At 68.0% G+C, this 17,873-nt stretch carries 11 protein-coding genes; 7 read left to right on the top strand and 4 right to left on the bottom strand.

Features of this window, described 5'->3' with window-relative positions; genetic code table 11:
* Nucleotides 1-145 precede the first annotated feature (145 nt).
* The 7 genes from BH708_RS19715 (at nucleotide 146) to BH708_RS02795 (ending at nucleotide 10,995) form a co-directional block, all read left to right on the top strand.
* Nucleotides 146-295 (top strand): hypothetical protein, encoded by a 150-nt coding sequence (locus BH708_RS19715; RefSeq protein WP_157235695.1) that lies wholly within the window; start codon nucleotides 146-148, stop codon nucleotides 293-295.
* Nucleotides 292-843: a nuclease-related domain-containing protein gene (locus BH708_RS02820; protein WP_076806442.1), complete on the top strand. Its 552-nt coding sequence runs from the start codon at nucleotides 292-294 to the stop codon at nucleotides 841-843. Before BH708_RS19715 ends, BH708_RS02820 begins: the two co-directional genes overlap by 4 nt.
* A 16-nt stretch (nucleotides 844-859) precedes the next feature.
* Nucleotides 860-5,071, top strand: coding sequence for an FtsK/SpoIIIE domain-containing protein (locus BH708_RS02815; RefSeq protein WP_076806441.1), 4,212 nt, complete (start codon nucleotides 860-862; stop codon nucleotides 5,069-5,071).
* A gap of 51 nt (nucleotides 5,072-5,122) precedes the next feature.
* Nucleotides 5,123-6,943, top strand: coding sequence for a phage tail tip lysozyme (locus BH708_RS02810; RefSeq protein WP_076806439.1), 1,821 nt, complete (start codon nucleotides 5,123-5,125; stop codon nucleotides 6,941-6,943).
* A 9-nt stretch (nucleotides 6,944-6,952) separates the two neighbouring features.
* Nucleotides 6,953-7,939, top strand: coding sequence for a hypothetical protein (locus BH708_RS02805; RefSeq protein WP_076806437.1), 987 nt, complete (start codon nucleotides 6,953-6,955; stop codon nucleotides 7,937-7,939).
* Between the two features lie 279 nt (nucleotides 7,940-8,218).
* Nucleotides 8,219-9,490, top strand: a complete 1,272-nt coding sequence (locus tag BH708_RS02800) for an MFS transporter (RefSeq protein ID WP_172805730.1) — start codon at nucleotides 8,219-8,221, stop codon at nucleotides 9,488-9,490.
* Nucleotides 9,487-10,995 carry a sulfatase-like hydrolase/transferase gene (locus BH708_RS02795; protein ID WP_076806435.1) on the top strand — a complete coding sequence of 503 codons (1,509 nt, stop codon included), beginning with the start codon at nucleotides 9,487-9,489 and terminating at the stop codon, nucleotides 10,993-10,995. The genes BH708_RS02800 and BH708_RS02795 overlap by 4 nt, the downstream gene beginning before the upstream one ends.
* 50 nt (nucleotides 10,996-11,045) lie before the next feature.
* Here BH708_RS02795 and BH708_RS02790 read toward each other — a convergent pair whose 3' ends face one another.
* From BH708_RS02790 to BH708_RS02780, 4 genes are all read right to left on the bottom strand, one after another.
* On the bottom strand, nucleotides 11,046-11,504 hold the full coding sequence (locus tag BH708_RS02790) for an HNH endonuclease (protein WP_076806433.1): 459 nt from the start codon (nucleotides 11,502-11,504) through the stop codon (nucleotides 11,046-11,048).
* A 54-nt stretch (nucleotides 11,505-11,558) separates the two neighbouring features.
* Entirely contained in the window at nucleotides 11,559-11,795 is a 237-nt protein-coding gene (locus tag BH708_RS19710) for a hypothetical protein (RefSeq protein WP_157235688.1), read from the bottom strand.
* Nucleotides 11,796-11,896: 101 nt separating this feature from the next.
* On the bottom strand, nucleotides 11,897-12,367 hold the full coding sequence (gene ssb, locus BH708_RS02785; protein ID WP_076806432.1) for a single-stranded DNA-binding protein: 471 nt from the start codon (nucleotides 12,365-12,367) through the stop codon (nucleotides 11,897-11,899).
* A 129-nt stretch (nucleotides 12,368-12,496) separates the two neighbouring features.
* The gene (locus BH708_RS02780; protein WP_076806430.1) at nucleotides 12,497-17,668 is read right to left on the bottom strand and encodes a PHP domain-containing protein; all 5,172 of its coding nucleotides are present in this window, start codon (nucleotides 17,666-17,668) and stop codon (nucleotides 12,497-12,499) included.
* Nucleotides 17,669-17,873: the final 205 nt, after the last annotated feature.

The following is a 17,873-nucleotide window of genomic DNA, read 5'->3' as shown; positions in this document are numbered from 1 at the left end:
GATGCTGCGTCGACGTCGGGGTACTGCTGGACGGTGTGCGGGTTCGGTCTTGACGAACATAGAAGGATCTCTAGGTTTTTCTCTCCTTGTCCTACGACGGCAACTCCCCGCCCACTCATCGACGTGACGACGTACCCGATGAGAGGTGGACACGATGGGGCTGGGGCGCGGACCACGGTTCGAGAAAGACTCCGAAGACCTCGCTGAGGCGCTGAGCGGCACGGGGGTGAAGATCGCCCTGTTCGTGCTGCTGGTGTTGGTCGGCGGGTCGATCCTGGTCGGGATCATCTGGTGAGCGGCACCGTCTACGGCATCGCCGGCGGGTCCGTCGAGGACCTCGGTACCGATGCCGCGAAGACCGGTCGCGCCGGCGAGGAGTCCACGGGCCGGGTGCTGGATCGGATCACGGTCGAGTCGCAGCGGGACGTGTGGCACGACCTGGATGTCCCCGCCCGCGGGGTCAAGGCGAACATCGACCACATCGTCACCGGCGGCACGGTCGCCCTGATCATCGACGCGAAACGGTGGCGGCCGGGCTTCTACTGGACGCTGGATGGGACCTCGTTCCGCTGGCTGTCGAAGGTCGAGCACGCTGACCGGGCCACGATGGCGATGATCCAGCAGCGCATCGCCGCGCATATCCCGCGCGCCCTGGTCAGACGGCCCGTGGTGTCGGTCGAAGCCTCCCGTGACGGGTGGCTGTCTGTCACCTTCTTGCACATTCCCGGAGCTGACGCGATCCGCGCGCAGGCACTGCTCCGGCGGATCCGATCCCGGGTGCCGGATGAGCCCACCGACCCGGACCTCACCGCCGCCCTGTACCCGCTGCTGCGCTCGAGCTGACAAGGACTGACCCTGGATGGTTCAGAAGTACGACAAGCCCTCCGCGAACTTCACCGGCGCCCTGCTGGTGGCGACGGCGGTGGCCACGGTTGCTGCGATGGTCTTCGGCCTGCCCGCGGGGTGGGTGGCCGTCGCCGGTGTGCTGGCAACGGCGTCGTGTCATCCGGCACCGGTGCTGACCGGGCCGAAGGGCACTCCGGACAACTCCCGTGAAGAGCTGCTGGTGTTCCAGCACCGGATCTGGCTGGACATCCGTAATGCCCTGTTGCTGGCGAACCTGTGGGGATGGAGGTTCGTGTGGCCGGGGTTCCCGCCGCGCAAGGCGTTCTTCGTCTCCCTGGCGGTGGGGGCGTTGGTGGCGTCGCTGCCGCTGTCCGGGCAGGTGCCGACCATGGTGCTCGGTGCGGCCGGGTCCGTGGTGGGGTGGGATGCGCCGGTGATCGAGATGCCGGGGTGGGTCGCAGTCAGCTCCGGAGTGCTGGTCCACCACGTGCTGACGGCCGCGTCCACCCTGCTGCAGCGGTTCGCGTCCCGCCCGGACGTCACCGTCTCCGTCGCCTCGCTGCGGAAGCTGTGGTCCTCCCCCGCACGTCCGGCTCTGCTCATCGCCCCGCTGGTGGCGGTCGCCGGGGCCTGGGCTGCCGGGTGGGGACTGGAGCAGCTGGGCCAGGACGAGGGCTCCTGGCGCCGGGTCGGCATGGCCGCCGGGACCGTGCTTGGCCTGAACCTTGCGCTCGGCGCTTCCCTGTCGCGGATCGGGCTGGCCCGGTGGCGGCGGGTGAAGCAGGCCGAGGCCGACTGGGAGCCGCGGTTCGCCGAGGTGTTCGCCGCCAAGGAGGGCACGCCGCGCATCGTGGAGCGGACCGTGGCGCCGTGCGGGGCGATCATCGATGTCGTCGATGCGCCGCCGAAGCTGATGGCCGCCGGGCTCCAGGACCGGGCCGAACTGCTCTCGGCTGCCTACGGGGATCCCTCGACCCGTATCGACGTGCTGGCCAGCCCGAACCTCGACGCTGCCGGGGAGCCGGTGGCCGGGACCGCGCATCAGTTGCGGGCGCGGATCGTGCAGTGGCCCGAGGGGTCGTTTCCGAACCTGCTGGACCCCGACCTCGATACGGTCTCCCGCGATCTCGCGCTCGAGGCGGCGATGGCCCGCGCCCTGGACGCGGTCGGCGTCAACCGGATGGTGCTTCTCGAGGCGACCCAGGTGGCCGACTTGCCGGCGAAGGTCGACCCGCGACTGCCCGGTCTGACCGCGAAACGGGAGCAGCGTGTCCGGGCCCGGATCGAGGGGCTCTCCGAGGACGCGGACGCGGAGCAGATCCAGGAGCTGGAGGCCAGCCTCGAGGAGCCCGTGGACGTGCCGCGCCCCTCGCCGCTGGTGGCGGTGTGGCGGTGGTTGCGCGGCGTCCCGGCACCCGGATTCGTGACGCCGGAGGACTCGCCGCTGGCGATCTGGCACACGACCTGGGCGATGCCCGGGATCCCCACACCCCCGTGGGGGTCGGTCCAGGCCGAGCACGCGTCGATCGCGGCTGAGGCCTCCGCCGTCATCGACACCGAGAGCGTCGAGGTCGATGCCGTCGTCGAACGCCGCGACGGCTACATCCTGTTCGGAGACCCCCTGTCCGAGGACGCCCGGTACACCGATGAGTCCGGGCTCGATCTGGTCAAGGTCCGTAACGTGCAGGGCGAGATCGAGTGGGAGCAGCGGTGGGAGCAGGCCCTGCCCCAGGGTGCGCAGGCGCCGACGACCCGGTTCGAGATCACCCGCGACGCCGAACTGCCGCAGCGCTTCTCCCGCGAACCGTTGGTGCTGCATGAGCAGTTGTTCGCCACCAAGACGGGGCTCGATGCCGGGGAGACCTACATCGATCCCAAGGGCAAGGATTTCGAGAAGGGGATGCGCACCTCGATCACGGCCGCGCAGATGGTCTCGCTCGTCGGCTGGCCCGCTGAGAAGGAAGGGCAGGGTTCCCGGCATCCGCACCTGTTCGTCGTGCGCTGGTCGACCCAGCCGGTCCCCACCACTCCGCAGGACGTTACCCCCGAGGACAGCCCGGCTCCGGTGGCGACCAGCGGACCGGCGTGGGTGCTCGCCCATCTGGTCAACTCCGCGTTCCGGGCCGCCGCGGTCAAGCTGCCGAAGCCGGAGATTGTCGAGGCCGAGCCGCTGACCGTCCCGGCCTCCTCGAAGCATGCCTGGAAGGTCACGATCCGCCTGCACGGCGGCACCACGCTGGTGGATGTGCGCAAGAAGGCCGACGCGATCCGCTCCCAACTGGCCTGCCCCTGGATGCGGATCCAGTCCGCCGCCGACGGCCAGGTGAGGCTGTTCATCGGCGACCCCGGTGACGGGGCGCGGCTGCGGCGCGGCGCGGACGTGGAGGTCCGCCGTGTCGACTTCGACCAGGCGTTCGTCGATTCGACCATCACCAACACCTCCGGCGCCGTCCCGACCCTGACGAAACTCGAGCGGCTCAAGTCCAACGACCAGGTGGAGGTCCTCGACTTCGACCTGCCGCCGGGTGTGGATGCGGCGAAGGTCCGCGGCAACCGCGAGAAGCTCCGCTCCAACCTGGGTGTGGAGCTCCTGGACGTGCGCAAGCACGGCGCATCCTCGGTGCGGCTGTTCACCTCCGAGCACGACCCCCTGCCCGAGAATATCGGCATCCCCTTCGACGACATCACCGACAGCACGGTCCCGTTCGGCGTGAACGCCCTCGGTGAGCAGATGATCTTCGACCTCGAAGAGAACCCGCACCTGCTGATCGTCGGCAGCACGGGCAGCGGCAAGTCCGCCGCGATCTCCACGCAGCTGCATGGTCTGATCCGGGCCGGCTGCGATGTGGCGATCATCGATCCCACCAAGGGCGGGTACGACTTCCTGTTCGCGAAGGAGTGGGCGATCGCGCCATTCGCCGCCGACGTGTACCAGGCCGCCTCCACCCTCAAAGCTCTCTACGGGGAGCTAGAACGCCGCAAGACCCTGCTCGGACGGCACGGCGAGGTCAAGATCGGGAAGCTGCCCGAGCAGGAGCGGCCGCCGCGGATCGTGGTGGTGATCGACGAGTTCACCTCCCTGATCGGCAAATCCTCGGTGCCGCCGAAGTCGGAGGACCCGGCCGCTGACCACGCCCGGCTGGAGGTCGAGGCGGAGAACAATGCCCGCGCGATCGTCGGCAGCATGGTCGGCAAGCTCGCCCGGGAGGCCCGGTTCGTCGGCATCCACCTGATCCTGGGCACCCAGAAGCTCACCTCATCGACACTGGACAAGGTGCCCGGGGGGTCCGACCTCAAGGTGAACCTGGCGCGGATGGCGTTGGGCAACATGACCCAGGGCGATCGGATGAGCGCGTTCCGCAACCCCATGGAGGCCGACCCGATCGCCGAGCCCCGCATCGGCCGGGGCCTGTTCGAGCCGCTGAATGCTCCCCACCCGATGCTGATGCAGGCCTGGTACGAGGACAACGAAACGCTGCGCGAGGCGCTCACCGAGTCCGGCGCCGAGACGGTGCCACCCCAGCGGGTACTCGACCCGACCGATCCGCGCTACGAGGTCGCGCCGCTGGAGGACTTCGTCGACGTCGTCGAAGAGACCGTCGAGGCGGCCCCGGTCGTCGAGGACCTCGACCTGGACCTGGGCGAGGTCGACCTCGGAACACTGCTCGCCGATGACGAACCGACCCCGCAACCCGAGCTGGACGAGGGGATCAGCCGCGACACCGAACCCGACGGTGCGCCGGCCACTTCCTCGGCTGCGCAGGAACTCGAGGCCGCCTCGGCGGCGGACGCTACGCCGACGGGCCGTCTCGTCCTGTCCGACCTGGGCGAGACCTCGTGGGAGCTGATCGAGGCGCTGGGCGAGGTCCTGGCTGGGGGGGAGGTTGCCGAGGTGGTGGCTGACGTCCATGGGCTGGATGCCGAATCGGAGGTCGGCGCCTCCTACCGCGAGCTGATCACAGACATCACCGATGAGTCCGGGGCGCAGCTGTACGTCCCCGAGCCGCCCGCCGAGCCGGGTGAGGCAGGCACGGACACTGACGACGGCACGGGTGACGGTGAGCCGGAGACCTCGACCGACGAGCAGGATGTCACGGTCACGGACGACCACCCGGACCAGGCAGACGACGGGGACCCGGCTGCGCTCGAGGCCGACCCGGATGGGGACGAGGACGGGTTCGACTTCGGGTTCCAGGCTCCGCCGATGGTGCGCGGCGGCCTCTGACCGCAGCCCCGCGACTGTCCCGCCCACTGGGGCGCAGCGAGGAGGTGCCCCATGGCCGATGAGCACACCCACCCCGGTGGCGACACCGGGGATGTTCCCATGCCTGATGAGGAGGGGCTGGATGGGCCCGGCTCCGGCGACCTCGGATCCGGCCAGAACGAAGCTCCCGGGACCGACGGCCCCAGCACCGGCAGGGCCCTCGCCCAGAAAGGCGCCGAGGCCGGTATCAAGAAGGCCAGCGGATCCGACATGGCCGTCAGCGCCGTGCGGGGAGCGCAGAAAGCCCGCAAAGGGGACATCGTCGGCGGCACCCAGGACGTCGCAGCCTCCGGTGCCGGAGCACTGACCACCGCGGCCGTCGCCGGAACCGGGGTCGGCGCCCCCATCGCCGGTGCGGCAGGGTCCGCCGTCACCACCCTGGCCCAGACCAAAGCCTTCCGGTACGTGCTGGTCGCCGTCGCCGCCCTCACCGCCTGCGCACTGGTGACGCAGGTGATCATCGTCGCCAGCGTCTCCGCGATCATTGCCGGGGCGATCGTCCCGGCCACCGGCCAGACCGCGGTCTTCTCCCAGACCTGCACCGAGACCTCGACGCCCGCGGCCGGGCCCGATCAGGTGGTCGGCTCGGGCATCGAGGAGAAGGCCTGGAACTACCTGCGCGGCGCCGGGTACACCGAGGAGCAGACCGCCGGGGTGATGGGCAACATCCAGCGCGAGTCCGGTTTCAATCCGTTCATCGCCGAAGGTAGCGCCGGCACCCCCAACGTCAGCTCCGGGTGGGGGCTGGTGCAGTGGACCGCCGACCGGCACGCGAAGGTCCGCGACGCCGTCATCGCTGAACTCGGTGACCGGTTCTACGTTGCCGCACCGAGCATGGACCAGCTGCCCGAATCGATGACTCAAGAAGACATCGACACCATGGTGCTGTTCCAGCTGCGCTACATCATCTCCGAACTGGAAGGAACCGAGAAGGCAGCCGGAGACCATCTGGCCGCCACGACCACCGTGGCCGAGGCTACCGAATCGTTCGAGTCCAAGTACGAGCGCGCCGGGGTGGTCGCCCTGTCCGAGCGGATCGCGAACGCAGAAGCGTTCTACGAGAAGTTCGCCGGATCGCCCGTGCCCGATGCCGGCGGCACCCAGGCACAGACCGGGACGGATACGCCCTCGGCCACAATGACCCCCGAGGACGTCGCCTCAGCCACTGGAGCATCGAGCGGCGCTGACTGCGGAGGATCCTCCATCGCCCCCAGCGGGCAGGCCGGGCAGGTCGCCGAATGCCCCAGCGGCACGGAGGGCTGCGTGAACATCGCTGCGCTGACGAAGCCGTCGGCGTCCCTGTCCTGCCCCGACGGCACCAGCGACCACGGCACCACCAACGCCTATTACAGGGGCACCGGCGTCCAAGTGCGCCTGTGCTCCCTCGACGGGACCAGCGACACCGGCGGCGACCCGATCATCATGAACGCCACCATCGCCCCCGCGTTCATGGCGTTCTGGAACGAGGCGAAACAGGCTGGCATCGACCTGTCCTTCACCTCCACCTATCGTTCCCACGCCAAGCAGGAGTCGCTGTATGCGAGCTCGCCCGGCGGTGCGGCGCGGCCCGGCTGGTCCAACCACGAGTTCGGCATGGCCTTCGACATCGGCGGATTCCCGGCCTCCTATTCGCGGCACAACTGCGGCACCACGCAGACCCCGGAGAACGCTTGCTCCTACCCGGGTACCGGGGCGCAGCTCGAGCGGTGGAAGCAGATCCGTGAGCTGGGGCTGAAGCACGGCATGTACATCCACGATGAGGAGTTTTGGCACATCGAGTTCATCCCCTCCGGCCTGAACCGCGACCGCAACATCGACACCTACCAAGGATGAGGAGGGCCCATGTCTGCCGCCGTGCGGCGCACCACCATCATCGTCATCGCCGTGATCGGCCTCGCCCTGCTGGCGGCGGTGGTCTGGGCCGTTGTCGGCCATGAACCCGGCGACGAGGACGCAGACAGCCCCGGGACCGCGGTGATGCCCTCCGACGGCGGCGAGAAGGAACCCGCCGACGCCGGAGGTGACCCCAACGAGGGCGAGGGGTCCTCCGCCACCGACGATGCCGACCAGATCGAGGCAACCGGCGACTACACCGACCCCGAACAGGTCGCCCTCGCCTTCGCGACCACCTACCCGGGCGACATCGAGGACATTTCGGACCCCACCTTCCACGCCTCCCTGGACGGGGTGGACACCTCCCTGGTCGAGGAGATCACCGACCCGCGCATCGAGCACGTCGACCAGAGCACCGACGACAGCTACGAGACCCACGCGTTCACCATCCACGGCACCTACCGCGGCGGCGACGTCCAGGCCTACTCGATCGTCGTCGCCCGACCCAACCTGCCCGAGAAGGATCTCGACTACAACGTCCACTCCTTCGTGTGGTCCCCGACCATGCTCGGCGACGAGGAAGACCCCGGACCCGCCGCAGAACTGGTCGCCCCGATCACCCCGGCCCAGCGTGGCGATCTGCTGCGCACCACCCGCGAGAACGTCATCACCCAGGTCCTCACCGTCAACCCCGAAGAGAGTGACCAGGAGCGCCAGGAGCGCCTGGACGCGTTGATGGTCGAGCCGACCGACGTGAAGGCGCCGATGTCACGCAGCGGACGCTACGGGATGAAAAGCGAGATCACCTCGCAGTTCTACACCACCGAACCAGGAAGCGGCGGGCCGATCCAGATCGGGTATCACGGCACCTGGGTCGACCCCTACGACCCCACCAACACCGGGTCCTGGGCCCTGAACGTCACCATCACCCGCGACGAGGACGGGCAGTTCGTCGTCCAGTCCGTGAGGGAGACTTCAAAGATGAAGGCCACGTGAGCGAGCAGATCGAGGCCGCTACCGTCGTTGCCCTCAACTGCGTCACTACCCCTGCCTTTGACTCCGCGATGAGCCACTCCTAGCATGATTGGAACGATTCAGACCTTGCGTTGGTCCGAGCCCCTCACGGCGAGAGCGGACCGCGTTGGACTCGCATTACTGGGGCCACGACAGGAAGCCCGGGAACGAGGTCCAGGTCGTTGTACGCGGCCATGGATGTTTTGCAAGGCAGAGCTTGCATGGACGCTGGATCCGACGCTCGATGAGGAGGTATTCGTCGTGACCACCAGTAATACCGAACACTCCAGAAGTATGTGGTGGATCGCCCTGGTCAACGGAATGGCCTCCTATATCGACGCTGCAGCGATCGTTTCGTCAGCGACCGCACTGGTCATCTACCAGGAAGCCCTCGGTCTCACCCCCGGGCAGATCGGCACCTTGTCGGCGATGCTCACGCTCTGCATCGCCCTCGGGTCGTTCACCGGAGGACGACTGGGCGACCGGTTCGGGCGCAAACGGGTGTTCATCGTGACGATGGTCGTGGTTGTCATCGGCTCCGCAGCTCTCGTGCTTGCACCCACGTTCGAAGCGCTCGCGTTCGGAATCATCCTGGTGGGTATCGGAACCGGAGCAGACCTGCCGGTGTCGCTTGCCACCATCGCGGAAGCCGCAGGCAACGAGAACCGTGGTCGGCTCATCAGCTTCTCCCAGATCCTGTGGACCGCGGGTATTCTGGCAAGCAACGGGTTTGGGGTCATCGTCGGAGACCTCGGACGCCTCGGCGGTCAGATCATGTTCGGCCACGTCGGCGTGGTTGCACTGATCGTGTTCGTGTTCCGTCTGGGCATCCCGGAGTCTGAGCAGTGGAAGCAGGCCCATCAGAGCGCGGAGACTCAACAGGACCACACCAGCCAGGCCAAGGCGCGCCTGCGGGTCCTATTCAGCAAGCCCTACCTCGTGCCCTTCCTCGCACTGTTGATTTTCAACGTGCTGACGAGCTTCGCCGGCAACAGCAACGGCCAGTTCGGGGCCTACATGTTCGTCAACGTCGGCGGAGCCTCCGTATCGGCCTACTCTGCACTCAGCATCGGAACGGGACTGCTCGGCGCCGCGCTGATCCTAGTGTTCATGAAGGTGGTCGACGGGAAGCACAGGATGAACTGGTTCGCGGCGGGCGCCATCGGCGGGACGGTCGGCTTCGCCGTCCCGGCCATCTTCGGCGTGGGGCTGACCACATTGGTCTTCCAACTCCTGATGATGCAGCTCATGGCAGCATTCGCGTTCGAACCCATCCAGAAAGTTTGGGCGCAGGAATCATTCCCGACGCTACTCCGCACCACGGCGCAGGGCATCATCGTCGGCATCTCCAAACTGTGCGTGGCCGCACTCGGCTTCGTGACCCCGCTGATCCTCGAGACCGGCCCCCGCGCCCTGTTCATTTTCCTCACCGCCGCAGTTCTGATCGGAACCGTTATCCCCTACGTGGTGTTCCGCAAGCACAGCCGGAACGAATTCCGTACGGAGGACGTCGAAGCCGATCCCGTCACATGAAAGAGGATTTCTTGCCTATCAACAGTTCCAACCGACCGAACGTGATCGTCATCTTCACCGATCAGCAACGCTGGGACAGTACCGGGGTGCACGGTAACCCGCTGGACCTGACCCCGAACTTCGACCAGCTTGCCCGGACAGGGACGCATGCCGTCCACGCGGTCACGCCACATCCCGTGTGCGGACCTGCTCGCGCGGCCATTCAGACAGGGCAGTACGGCACGCGTACCGGATGCTTCCGCAACGCTGTTCCGTTACCTAAGACTTCGCGAACCCTCGCCGATTATTTCGGTGCTGCGGGGTACAAGACCGGCTACATCGGAAAATGGCATCTGGCAGGCCAAGAGCCGGTGCCGACCGGCCAACGTGGGGGTTACCAGTCATGGCTCGGATCCGACGCGCTTGAGTTCACCTCGGACGCGTACCGAACAATCATGTTCGATGACGACGACGAACCCGTCAGCCTGCCCGGCTACCGGTCCGACGCACTGTTCGATGCAGCGATACGGTTCGTCGCCGACCACACGGACCCCTCACAGAGCGTCGACATCACGACAACTGGCCCAGGCGGGCCAGACGAGCCCGACAAACAACGGGCACCATTCTTCCTATTCTGCTCGGTCATCGAGCCACATCACCAGAACGAGATCGACGCCTTTCCAGCACCGACTGGATACGCCGAGCACTATCAGGGCCGGTGGCTACCCCCGGACCTGGCTGCCTTGGCCTCCGGCGAGGGCGCCACGGTCCACCGTCATATCGGAGGCTACTTCGGGCAGATCCGGCGGGTCGACGAGGGCCTCGGGCGTCTACTCGATGCCCTGCGCAGCACCGGACTCTTGGAGAACACCATCATCGCGTTCACCTCGGACCACGGATGCCATTTCAAGACCCGCAACGCCGAGTACAAGCGCTCCTGCCACGACGCCTCGATCAGGGTCCCTCTCGCCATGACCGGCCCCGGTCTCAGCGGAGGTCGTCGCATTGATCGACCTGTGAGCACGATAGACCTGCCACCGACCCTGCTCGACGCCGCAGGACTCGAGGTGCCGACCGCGATGCAGGGGCGCTCCCTGATGCCACTAGTGATCGATCCCGACGGGGAAGCGGCCGCCGATTGGCCTGCGGAGGCCTTCATCCAGGTCAGCGAGACCGAGGTAGGACGTGCCCTCCGGACCCATCGCTGGAAGTATTACGTCACTGCTCCCGACGCCGACCCCTGGGAGCAAGCTTCGAGCGACCACTACGTGGAGACCGCCCTGTACGACCTACACCACGACCCCTACGAACTGCATAATCTCGTCGGGCAGGCCTCGCACAGGGACGTGACCGGGCACCTCCGACAAAGACTCATCGACCGAATGGCCGATGCCGGGGAGAACCGACCACATGTGGAGCCTCACGGCGAGGTCCCGGACCCCCTCGGCCAACGCCAGGTCGATCCCAACGTGCATCGAGAGGCCTGGCGACCCACGAGGTTCGCACACCAGCCACGATTGCGCTGAGCAGCGGAGACGACCGTCTCTGTATCCATGCCGTGGTACTTCCTCCTTGCTCATCCCGCAGCGCTGAAGCGCCATTCGACCCGCGGGGAGACGTCGCCTGGGAAGTAGCGGCGACGGCGCAGTTGCAGCCGCAAGATGTACATCCGGGTCGGCACCGAGCCCGATTTGCGGGAGTTGTGGAAAGGGCACAGGGCCTGCTGGTTGCTCATGGCCGTGCGCCCGCCTCTGGACCAGGGGTAGATGTGGTCGCCCTGGGTGGGGGTGTTCGTGCAGCGATGCCAGAGCAGGGGCTTGTGCTCGCAGCGCAGGCCCGCCCGTTCAAACGCCTCTCGCCGCTCCGCGGCCGTGAATGTGCGTCGCGGGTCGCGGATCTCGGTTGCTCCGCCGACGGGTGAGGCGAGTCCGAGGGCTACCAGCGTGACTACGGCGATCGACAGCAGGATCCAGGGGTGATCCAGGAGCAGGCCGATAACGGCTTGGATCGATGACAGAAGCTGTTCGGGGTTCATTGTTTCTCCGAGACCTGGTCAGGTGCCTGAGTGGGCCGGGGCGCCCCTCCCCAGTCATCGCTGGGGGCCATGCTGTCCTGGCCGGCGTCGACGGTGACCACGACAGGTACGGGGACGTACCACGCGCTCCTCGATCAGCGCCTGCCAGGGCTTGGTCCAGACCAGCCCGGCCACGAGAACAACCAGAACGGCCGCCACGGCCAGGTTGATGGCGGCCCGAGAGGTCAACAGCCACCAGGCGGTCACCCAGCCGGTGCGATCCAGTCGCAGTGCGCGTCGTCGACCCTCCACGCCGGGGTCTCCTTTCGGTGGTGTCGAACAGGTGCGGCCGCCGGTGCTCCCCAATGGTGTGTAGGGCGGGGCACCGACGGCCGGACGCGGGACCGGGTGGGTCAGAAGTCGAAGTCGTCGTCACCCGAGTCGTCGTCGCCGGAGTCCGCCTTGGCGGAGGCGCTGGCCTTGGCCTTCGGCTTGGAGGCACCGGACTTGTTGCCGTTGCCCTTGCGGCGGGTCACCTCGGCGGTGGCGAACCGCAGCGCCGGTCCGGCCTCCTCGACGTTCAGCTCGAGGGTGATGCGCTCGTTGCCCTCCTTGTCGGTGAACTCGTTCTGCTGGAGCTTGCCAGTGACGAACACGCGGTCGCCCTTGCCGACCGACTCGGCGAAGTTCTCGCCATACTCCCGCCACAGCGAGCAGCGCAGGAACGTCGGATCGCCGTCCACCCACTCCTCGGACTCCTTGTCGAAGAACCGATCGTTGCGGGCGATGGTGAACGACGCGACCGCGATCTTCTTCTTGGTGTGCCGCAGCTCAGGGTCGGCAGTGAGCTGCCCGACGAACGTGATGCTGTTGTCCGAAGCCATGTGAACTCCTCTTTCGTATCCGTGACATCGCATCTGCTCTGCCACATGGCAGCGGCCCGGTGGCCGCGGCGGGCATCTCCCGCGTACCCGACAAGTGGGCGGGGCTGCCCTGTCGTGGGACAGGAGCGGTCAGCTCGCGCGGGCAGGCGACGCCGCTGGGGCATCGATGCTGGTCGTGGCCGGGTCGATGGCGCCGGAATGGATCGCATCTGTCATCGCCTGCAGTTGGTCGCGCCAGGTGCGGGGGTCGATGACGACACAGCGCAGTCTCGGGGTGGAGATCAGCACCGGCAGGCGTCCGGCGGCGGCTAGATCGGCCAGGCGCCCCCGCAGCGTCGGGGGTGACTTCACGCCGCCGTGTGCGGTCTCCAGCCGCATGACGGAGCCGACCCCTCCAGAGGCAAGCTTCGCGGGGCGCGGGGCCGCCAGTTCGAACTCCTCGCCGGTGGCGTCGGCCAGCATCGTGGCCAGGCGTGCCCACGGCGTGCTGGAGGCCACCTCGGCCAGGTCGGCGACCTCGACACCGTCGCCCCCTGCCGAGGGCGCGTGAGCGGTCGCTGTGGCACGCCCGCGCTCGGGGGAGGTGACGGCATGTGGGCGGCCGGGAGGCTGCGGTGCCTTTCCGCCGGTGCCGCCGGACGGGGAGGTGAGTGGTTCGAGCTCCTCCTCCCCCAGCCCGCCAGTGCGGTCGGGGCTGCTGTCGGTCTCCGCTCCCCCGGGACGGCTTGGAGGCGACGCAGGAGCCGCGATGCCGTCGGCGAGCATCCGCCCCACGGCCAGCTCCGGGTCCCCATCGGCGTCCCGGTCCGGGTCATCGACATCCATGTACTCCAGGCCGGACAGGAAGATCGAATGCTCGACAGACGTCTCGGTACTGGTCTCACCCGTGGTCTCGTCGACCACCTCGCGCTCCACCTCGCGCAGCCGCACCCGCCCGTGGATCTCGACCAGATCACCGGGCCCCGGCATCCCGATCTCCTTGAGGTCGGCGTGGACATCGGCGAACCCGACGCAGCCGATCGAGGAGTGGGAGTTCTCCAGCTCCAGCGTGACCATCCACGTGCCCTTGCGGGTCAGCCGTTCCGTGAACGCAGAGACGACCCCGCCGGTATGGACCCGCGCCCCGTCCTCGCCGGGCAGATTGTGCAGGCCCCGCGGCGGCTTCGCGGCGGCGTCATCGTCCGGGCCCCGCTGGTACAAGGCGGCGATCTGCCGCGACAGCGCCTTGGTGGGGTGGGTACCGGTCACGGCCAGGATCGCCCCGCGTTGCCGTGCCGCCTTCTCCAGGACCGAGTACTCCATGTCCGGGACCCGCACGTCCGGATCCTTGGCCACGGCGCGGGAGGCGATCACATGCCCGAGCCGGAACCCGCCGAAGGAATCGAACGCCCCGGCCTGCGCCAGCGCCGACAGCTGGGCACTGGTGACCGACTTGCGCTTGCCGCCCTCACCGGTGGCGGGCACGTGAACGCGGGTGGCGACATCGGCCATCGACGAATAGGCACCGGACCGGGTGCGCTCGGCGACGATCTCGGAGGCGATCGACCCGACGCCCTTGATCTCGCCCAGCCCGAGCCACACCTTCCCTGACCGGGCGACGGTGTGCTCGTCGGAGGTGTTGATGTCCGGGGCCATCACCTCGATGCCCTCACCGCGCAGCGATCGGATGGTCGCCACCCGCAGGTGCGCCTTGTCGGTGCCGGAGTCGGTGAACCGCAGCACGGCGGCCCCGAACTCGGCCGGCCAGTTCGCCTTCAGGTAGGCGGTCTGGTAGGCGATCACCCCGTACGCCGTGGTGTGGGAGTTGTGGGAGACGAACCCGTCGGCGATGAAGTTGTGCCCGGCATCGTCCATCTCGAGGTCGTAGACCGGCTCCGGCGGTAGGACGCGGATCGCGGTGATCGTCTCGACGACCGCCGCGTGCCCGACGCCCCACTGTCGCTTGCGCCCGTTGTGACGGTAGTCGTGCATCTTGTGGTGTCGCACGCACATCCACTCGAGGTTCGACGGATCATTGTGCGTCCGGTTCCCGTCCAGGTGCGCCCGTTCGAGGCGTCCCTGGTGCTCACCTGGACGCTCGCAGGTCGCCGTCGCGGCGGTGGCCGTGGTCCAGGCCTTCAGGCGGGCGAAGCCGCCATCGACGTAACCGGCGTTGTCGGCTCCCGGTGCGTAGACCTGCCCGCCAGCACGCCGTGACCCTGTCGTTGTCCGGAACTCGGAGAAGTGCTGCTGTTCGAAGCCACCGTGCATGGTCAGCTCATCGCCGACCTTGAGCATCCCCGCCTCGATCCAGGCGCGGTCGGCGCCCATGAGCCGGTGGTTTGCAGTCACCCCGATCTTGCGCCCCGAGTCCGTGGAGATCTCGAGGATTTCGCGGGCCCCGTTGAAGTGGACGTCCCTGACGCGCTTGGGGCGAATGCGGCCGTCGGTGAAGTCGTACGCAAGCACTCTGAACCCGCCCCGATTCGCCTTATCGGAAGGTGCGTCGCGATGGAACTTCTTTACCCACGACTCGCAGGTGGTGCAGACTCGCCGACCAGGGGCTTTATCCTTGCCGCAGGCGCACACCCACCTGTCGTAGTGGCCGGTGCCGTGGATCTTCTCGTACAGCTCCCCCACCGTCCACGTCCGGTTCGCGGTACGCAGCTCGGTACAGGCCCGAATGCACTTATTGAAAGCGTAACTACCCGACCCCTCGAACGCGGTCCACAGTCGCTCCGCAGTGGCCTTCGAGAATGCGGGGATGGGCGTGACGCCGTCCTCGCCGACGCCCTCTCTCTGGGCTCCGGTGATGAAGTCGGCCCGCAGCGAGTCGATCAGCTCCTGCTTCTTCTTCGAGATCGCCCGGCGGAGGTTGTTGGCGCGTGCGGCGTCGAACTTCCCGACGATCTTGCCCAGGCGCATCATCTGCTCCTGGAACAGGATCACGCCCTGGGAGGGGTCCAGCACCGAGGCGATGACCTCCTGCTCGGCGGGATCGTTCGTGAGCGCGTCGTAGGAGACGGGTGCGTGGCCGCCGGCGCGCTGGGCCCAATCGGTGTGCATCCCGGCGCTCATCGGCCCGGGCCGGTAGGCGGCGATCAGCGCGGCCAGGTCATCGAGCGTGCGCGGCCGGGCGGTGGTCAGCAGTTCCCGCATCCCCTCGGATTCCAGCTGGAACACGCCGGTGGAATCGCCGCGGCCCAGCAGCTCCCAGGTCGCCTCGGCGCGCGGCCCGTCCAGGCGCAGGGTCGTCAGGTCGAAGTCGACCTCGTCGCCGTGCTCGGCGAGGGCGTTGTCGTGGGCGGCTTGGGCGATGTCGAGGTTGCGCAGTCCCAGCACGTCCATCTTCAACAGCCCGAAGTCGGCGATCGCCCCTCCGTCCCATTCGGTGACCCATTCGCCCTTGTCCAGCCGCATCGGCACCAGCGGCATCAGGTTCTGGTCGGCGACGACGACGCCGCAGGGATGCTTGCCGGGAGAGACGACCACGCCTTCGAGCACGGCCGCGTACCGGACCATCTGCTGGATCTGCTCGTCGGCCGAGTCGACGTGGTCGCGCAGGGCCTGGCCGGAGGCGTGCCGTTCGAGCGCCGCGGCGGCATCCTTGGCGCTCATCGACGCCGTGTCGGGCGGGTCGGGATCCAGCAGCAGCGAGAGGTTCTCGCTGTCGGCGGGCAGGGACTTTTTCACCTCGGCCACGGCGGTCACGGGGATCTCGAGGTAGCGTCCGGCGGAGTCGAGGGCGCGCTTGGTCTTGTTGGTGCCGTGCATGCCCAGCTGGCACACGTTGTCGTGGCCGTAGCGGACCGAGAGGTACTCGATCACCTCCTCGCGCCGTTCCCGCTCGAAGTCGACGTCGATGTCGGGCATCTCGGTGCGCTCGAGGTCCAGGAACCGCTCGAACAGCAGCCCGCCCTCGATCGGGTCCACGCCGACGATCTGAAAGGCGTAGGAAATGGCGGATCCGGGGGCGGAGCCGCGCCCCGGGCCGACGCTGATCGGCTGCTTGCGCTCGCGCTGCTCGGGCACCTCGCCGGTGTCGTGGCGGGCGATCCAGTCCCCGGCGGTCCAGTCGGAGCGGGCCCAGGCAATCAGGTCCGCGACCAGCAGGAAGTAGTCCATCACCCCGAGGCGGCAGATGACCGACAGCTCGAACTTGATCCGCGCGGCGTGCTCATCCGGCAGAGCCTCGCCCCACCGCGTCGTGGCGCCGGCATGGACGCGGTGCATGAAATAGGAGAACGTGAGCGCCCTCGTGCCCTCGGCGGCGACAGACGGCACCGGGTAGTGCTTCACGTCCCCGGCCTCGTAGCGGCGCCGGTACTCGGCGGGGATCGGGAAGGACGGCACCCGCAGCCTCGGTTCGGGGAACAGATCGTCCTCGATCCGCTCGGCGATGGCCACCGTTTCGTCGCAGCCGGCCTGCCACCGCGGGTCGTCGGGGCGGAGGGCGCGCATCTGGGCGCCGGTGCGGAAGAACTGGCCCTCTCCGGCGAACCGGTAACGGTTCTCGCTGGTCACGGTGCGCTTCTGCCCCAGCGCCATATGGGCCTCATGCACGGTCTGCTCGTCTTCGGCGACGTAGTGGGAATCGTTGGCGACCACTGCCGGCAGATCGTTGCGCTCGGCGATCTCGTACAGGCCCGCCAGCGCGCATTCCTGGGCGGCCTGTCCGTGGTCGGCGAGCTCGACGTACACGTTCTCGCGGCCGACCGCGTTGATCAGCGCCTCGAGGTTGGACTGGGCGCGGGCCCGCTCGGCGGCGTCGGCCTCGGGGTCCTCGCCGGTGATGCGTGACAGGGGCCCGGCCACCGGTCCCCCGATGCAGCCGGTCAGCACGATCAGCCCTTCGCCGTAGCGGGCCAGCAGCTCGTAGTCGATCAGCGGGTGCGTGCCGGACTTGGTCTCCTGGGAGACGTTGGACATCTCGATCAGGTTCACCAGGCCCTGGCGGGTGCGGGCCAGGATCGTCAGGTGCTCGTACTTCTTCGTCTTGGTCCGCGCCTGGGTCCCGTGGGAGGCGGAGCCCTCGGCGTCGAGATCGTCGGAGTCGGCGGCGACCTCGATGGTGCCCGGCTCGTGCCGGGTCCCGGCCACCACGATGTACGCCTCGATGCCGGGGATCGGCTTGACGTCCCCGACCTTCTCGCAGGCGGTCCGCAGCGCGGCCAGGGAGGCCAGCCGCCCGTGATCGGTGATCGCAACCGCCCCTTGATCGTCCGCCGACGCCGCGTCGACCAGACGCCGCACCGAGGACAGGCCGTCGAAGTCGGAGTACTCCGAGTGGGTGTGGAGGTGGACGAACCTAGCGCTGCTCACCAAGACCCCTTTCCGCCAGAGGTGACCGTGCACGGCGAGACAGTGGGCGGAGGATCGCTCTCGCGGGACACGGGCTGGCTGTGGCCGTCGCCATGCTGTCAACGCTCTTCCTCACGCTTGCGGTCCCAACATCATCGGTGCAGGTCACGACGGGTTCCCACCCTGCTCCCACCCCATCCCGACGCGGATGAGGCTTCATCGTCGC

Source organism: Brachybacterium sp. P6-10-X1, from assembly GCF_001969445.1.
Classification (GTDB): Bacteria; Actinomycetota; Actinomycetes; order Actinomycetales; family Dermabacteraceae; genus Brachybacterium.
This window is presented reverse-complemented; position numbering and strand designations above follow the sequence as displayed.

Bases quoted from the DNA above. Each gene is read 5' to 3' on its own strand.
- BH708_RS02815 (WP_076806441.1), top strand. From the start codon at position 860: ATGGTTCAGAAGTACGACAAGCCCTCCGCGAACTTCACCGGCGCCCTG.
- BH708_RS02810 (WP_076806439.1), top strand. From the start codon at position 5,123: ATGGCCGATGAGCACACCCACCCCGGTGGCGACACCGGGGATGTTCCC.
- BH708_RS02805 (WP_076806437.1), top strand. From the start codon at position 6,953: ATGTCTGCCGCCGTGCGGCGCACCACCATCATCGTCATCGCCGTGATC.
- BH708_RS02795 (WP_076806435.1), top strand. From the start codon at position 9,487: ATGAAAGAGGATTTCTTGCCTATCAACAGTTCCAACCGACCGAACGTG.
- BH708_RS02790 (WP_076806433.1), bottom strand. From the start codon at position 11,504: ATGAACCCCGAACAGCTTCTGTCATCGATCCAAGCCGTTATCGGCCTG.
- ssb (WP_076806432.1), bottom strand. From the start codon at position 12,367: ATGGCTTCGGACAACAGCATCACGTTCGTCGGGCAGCTCACTGCCGAC.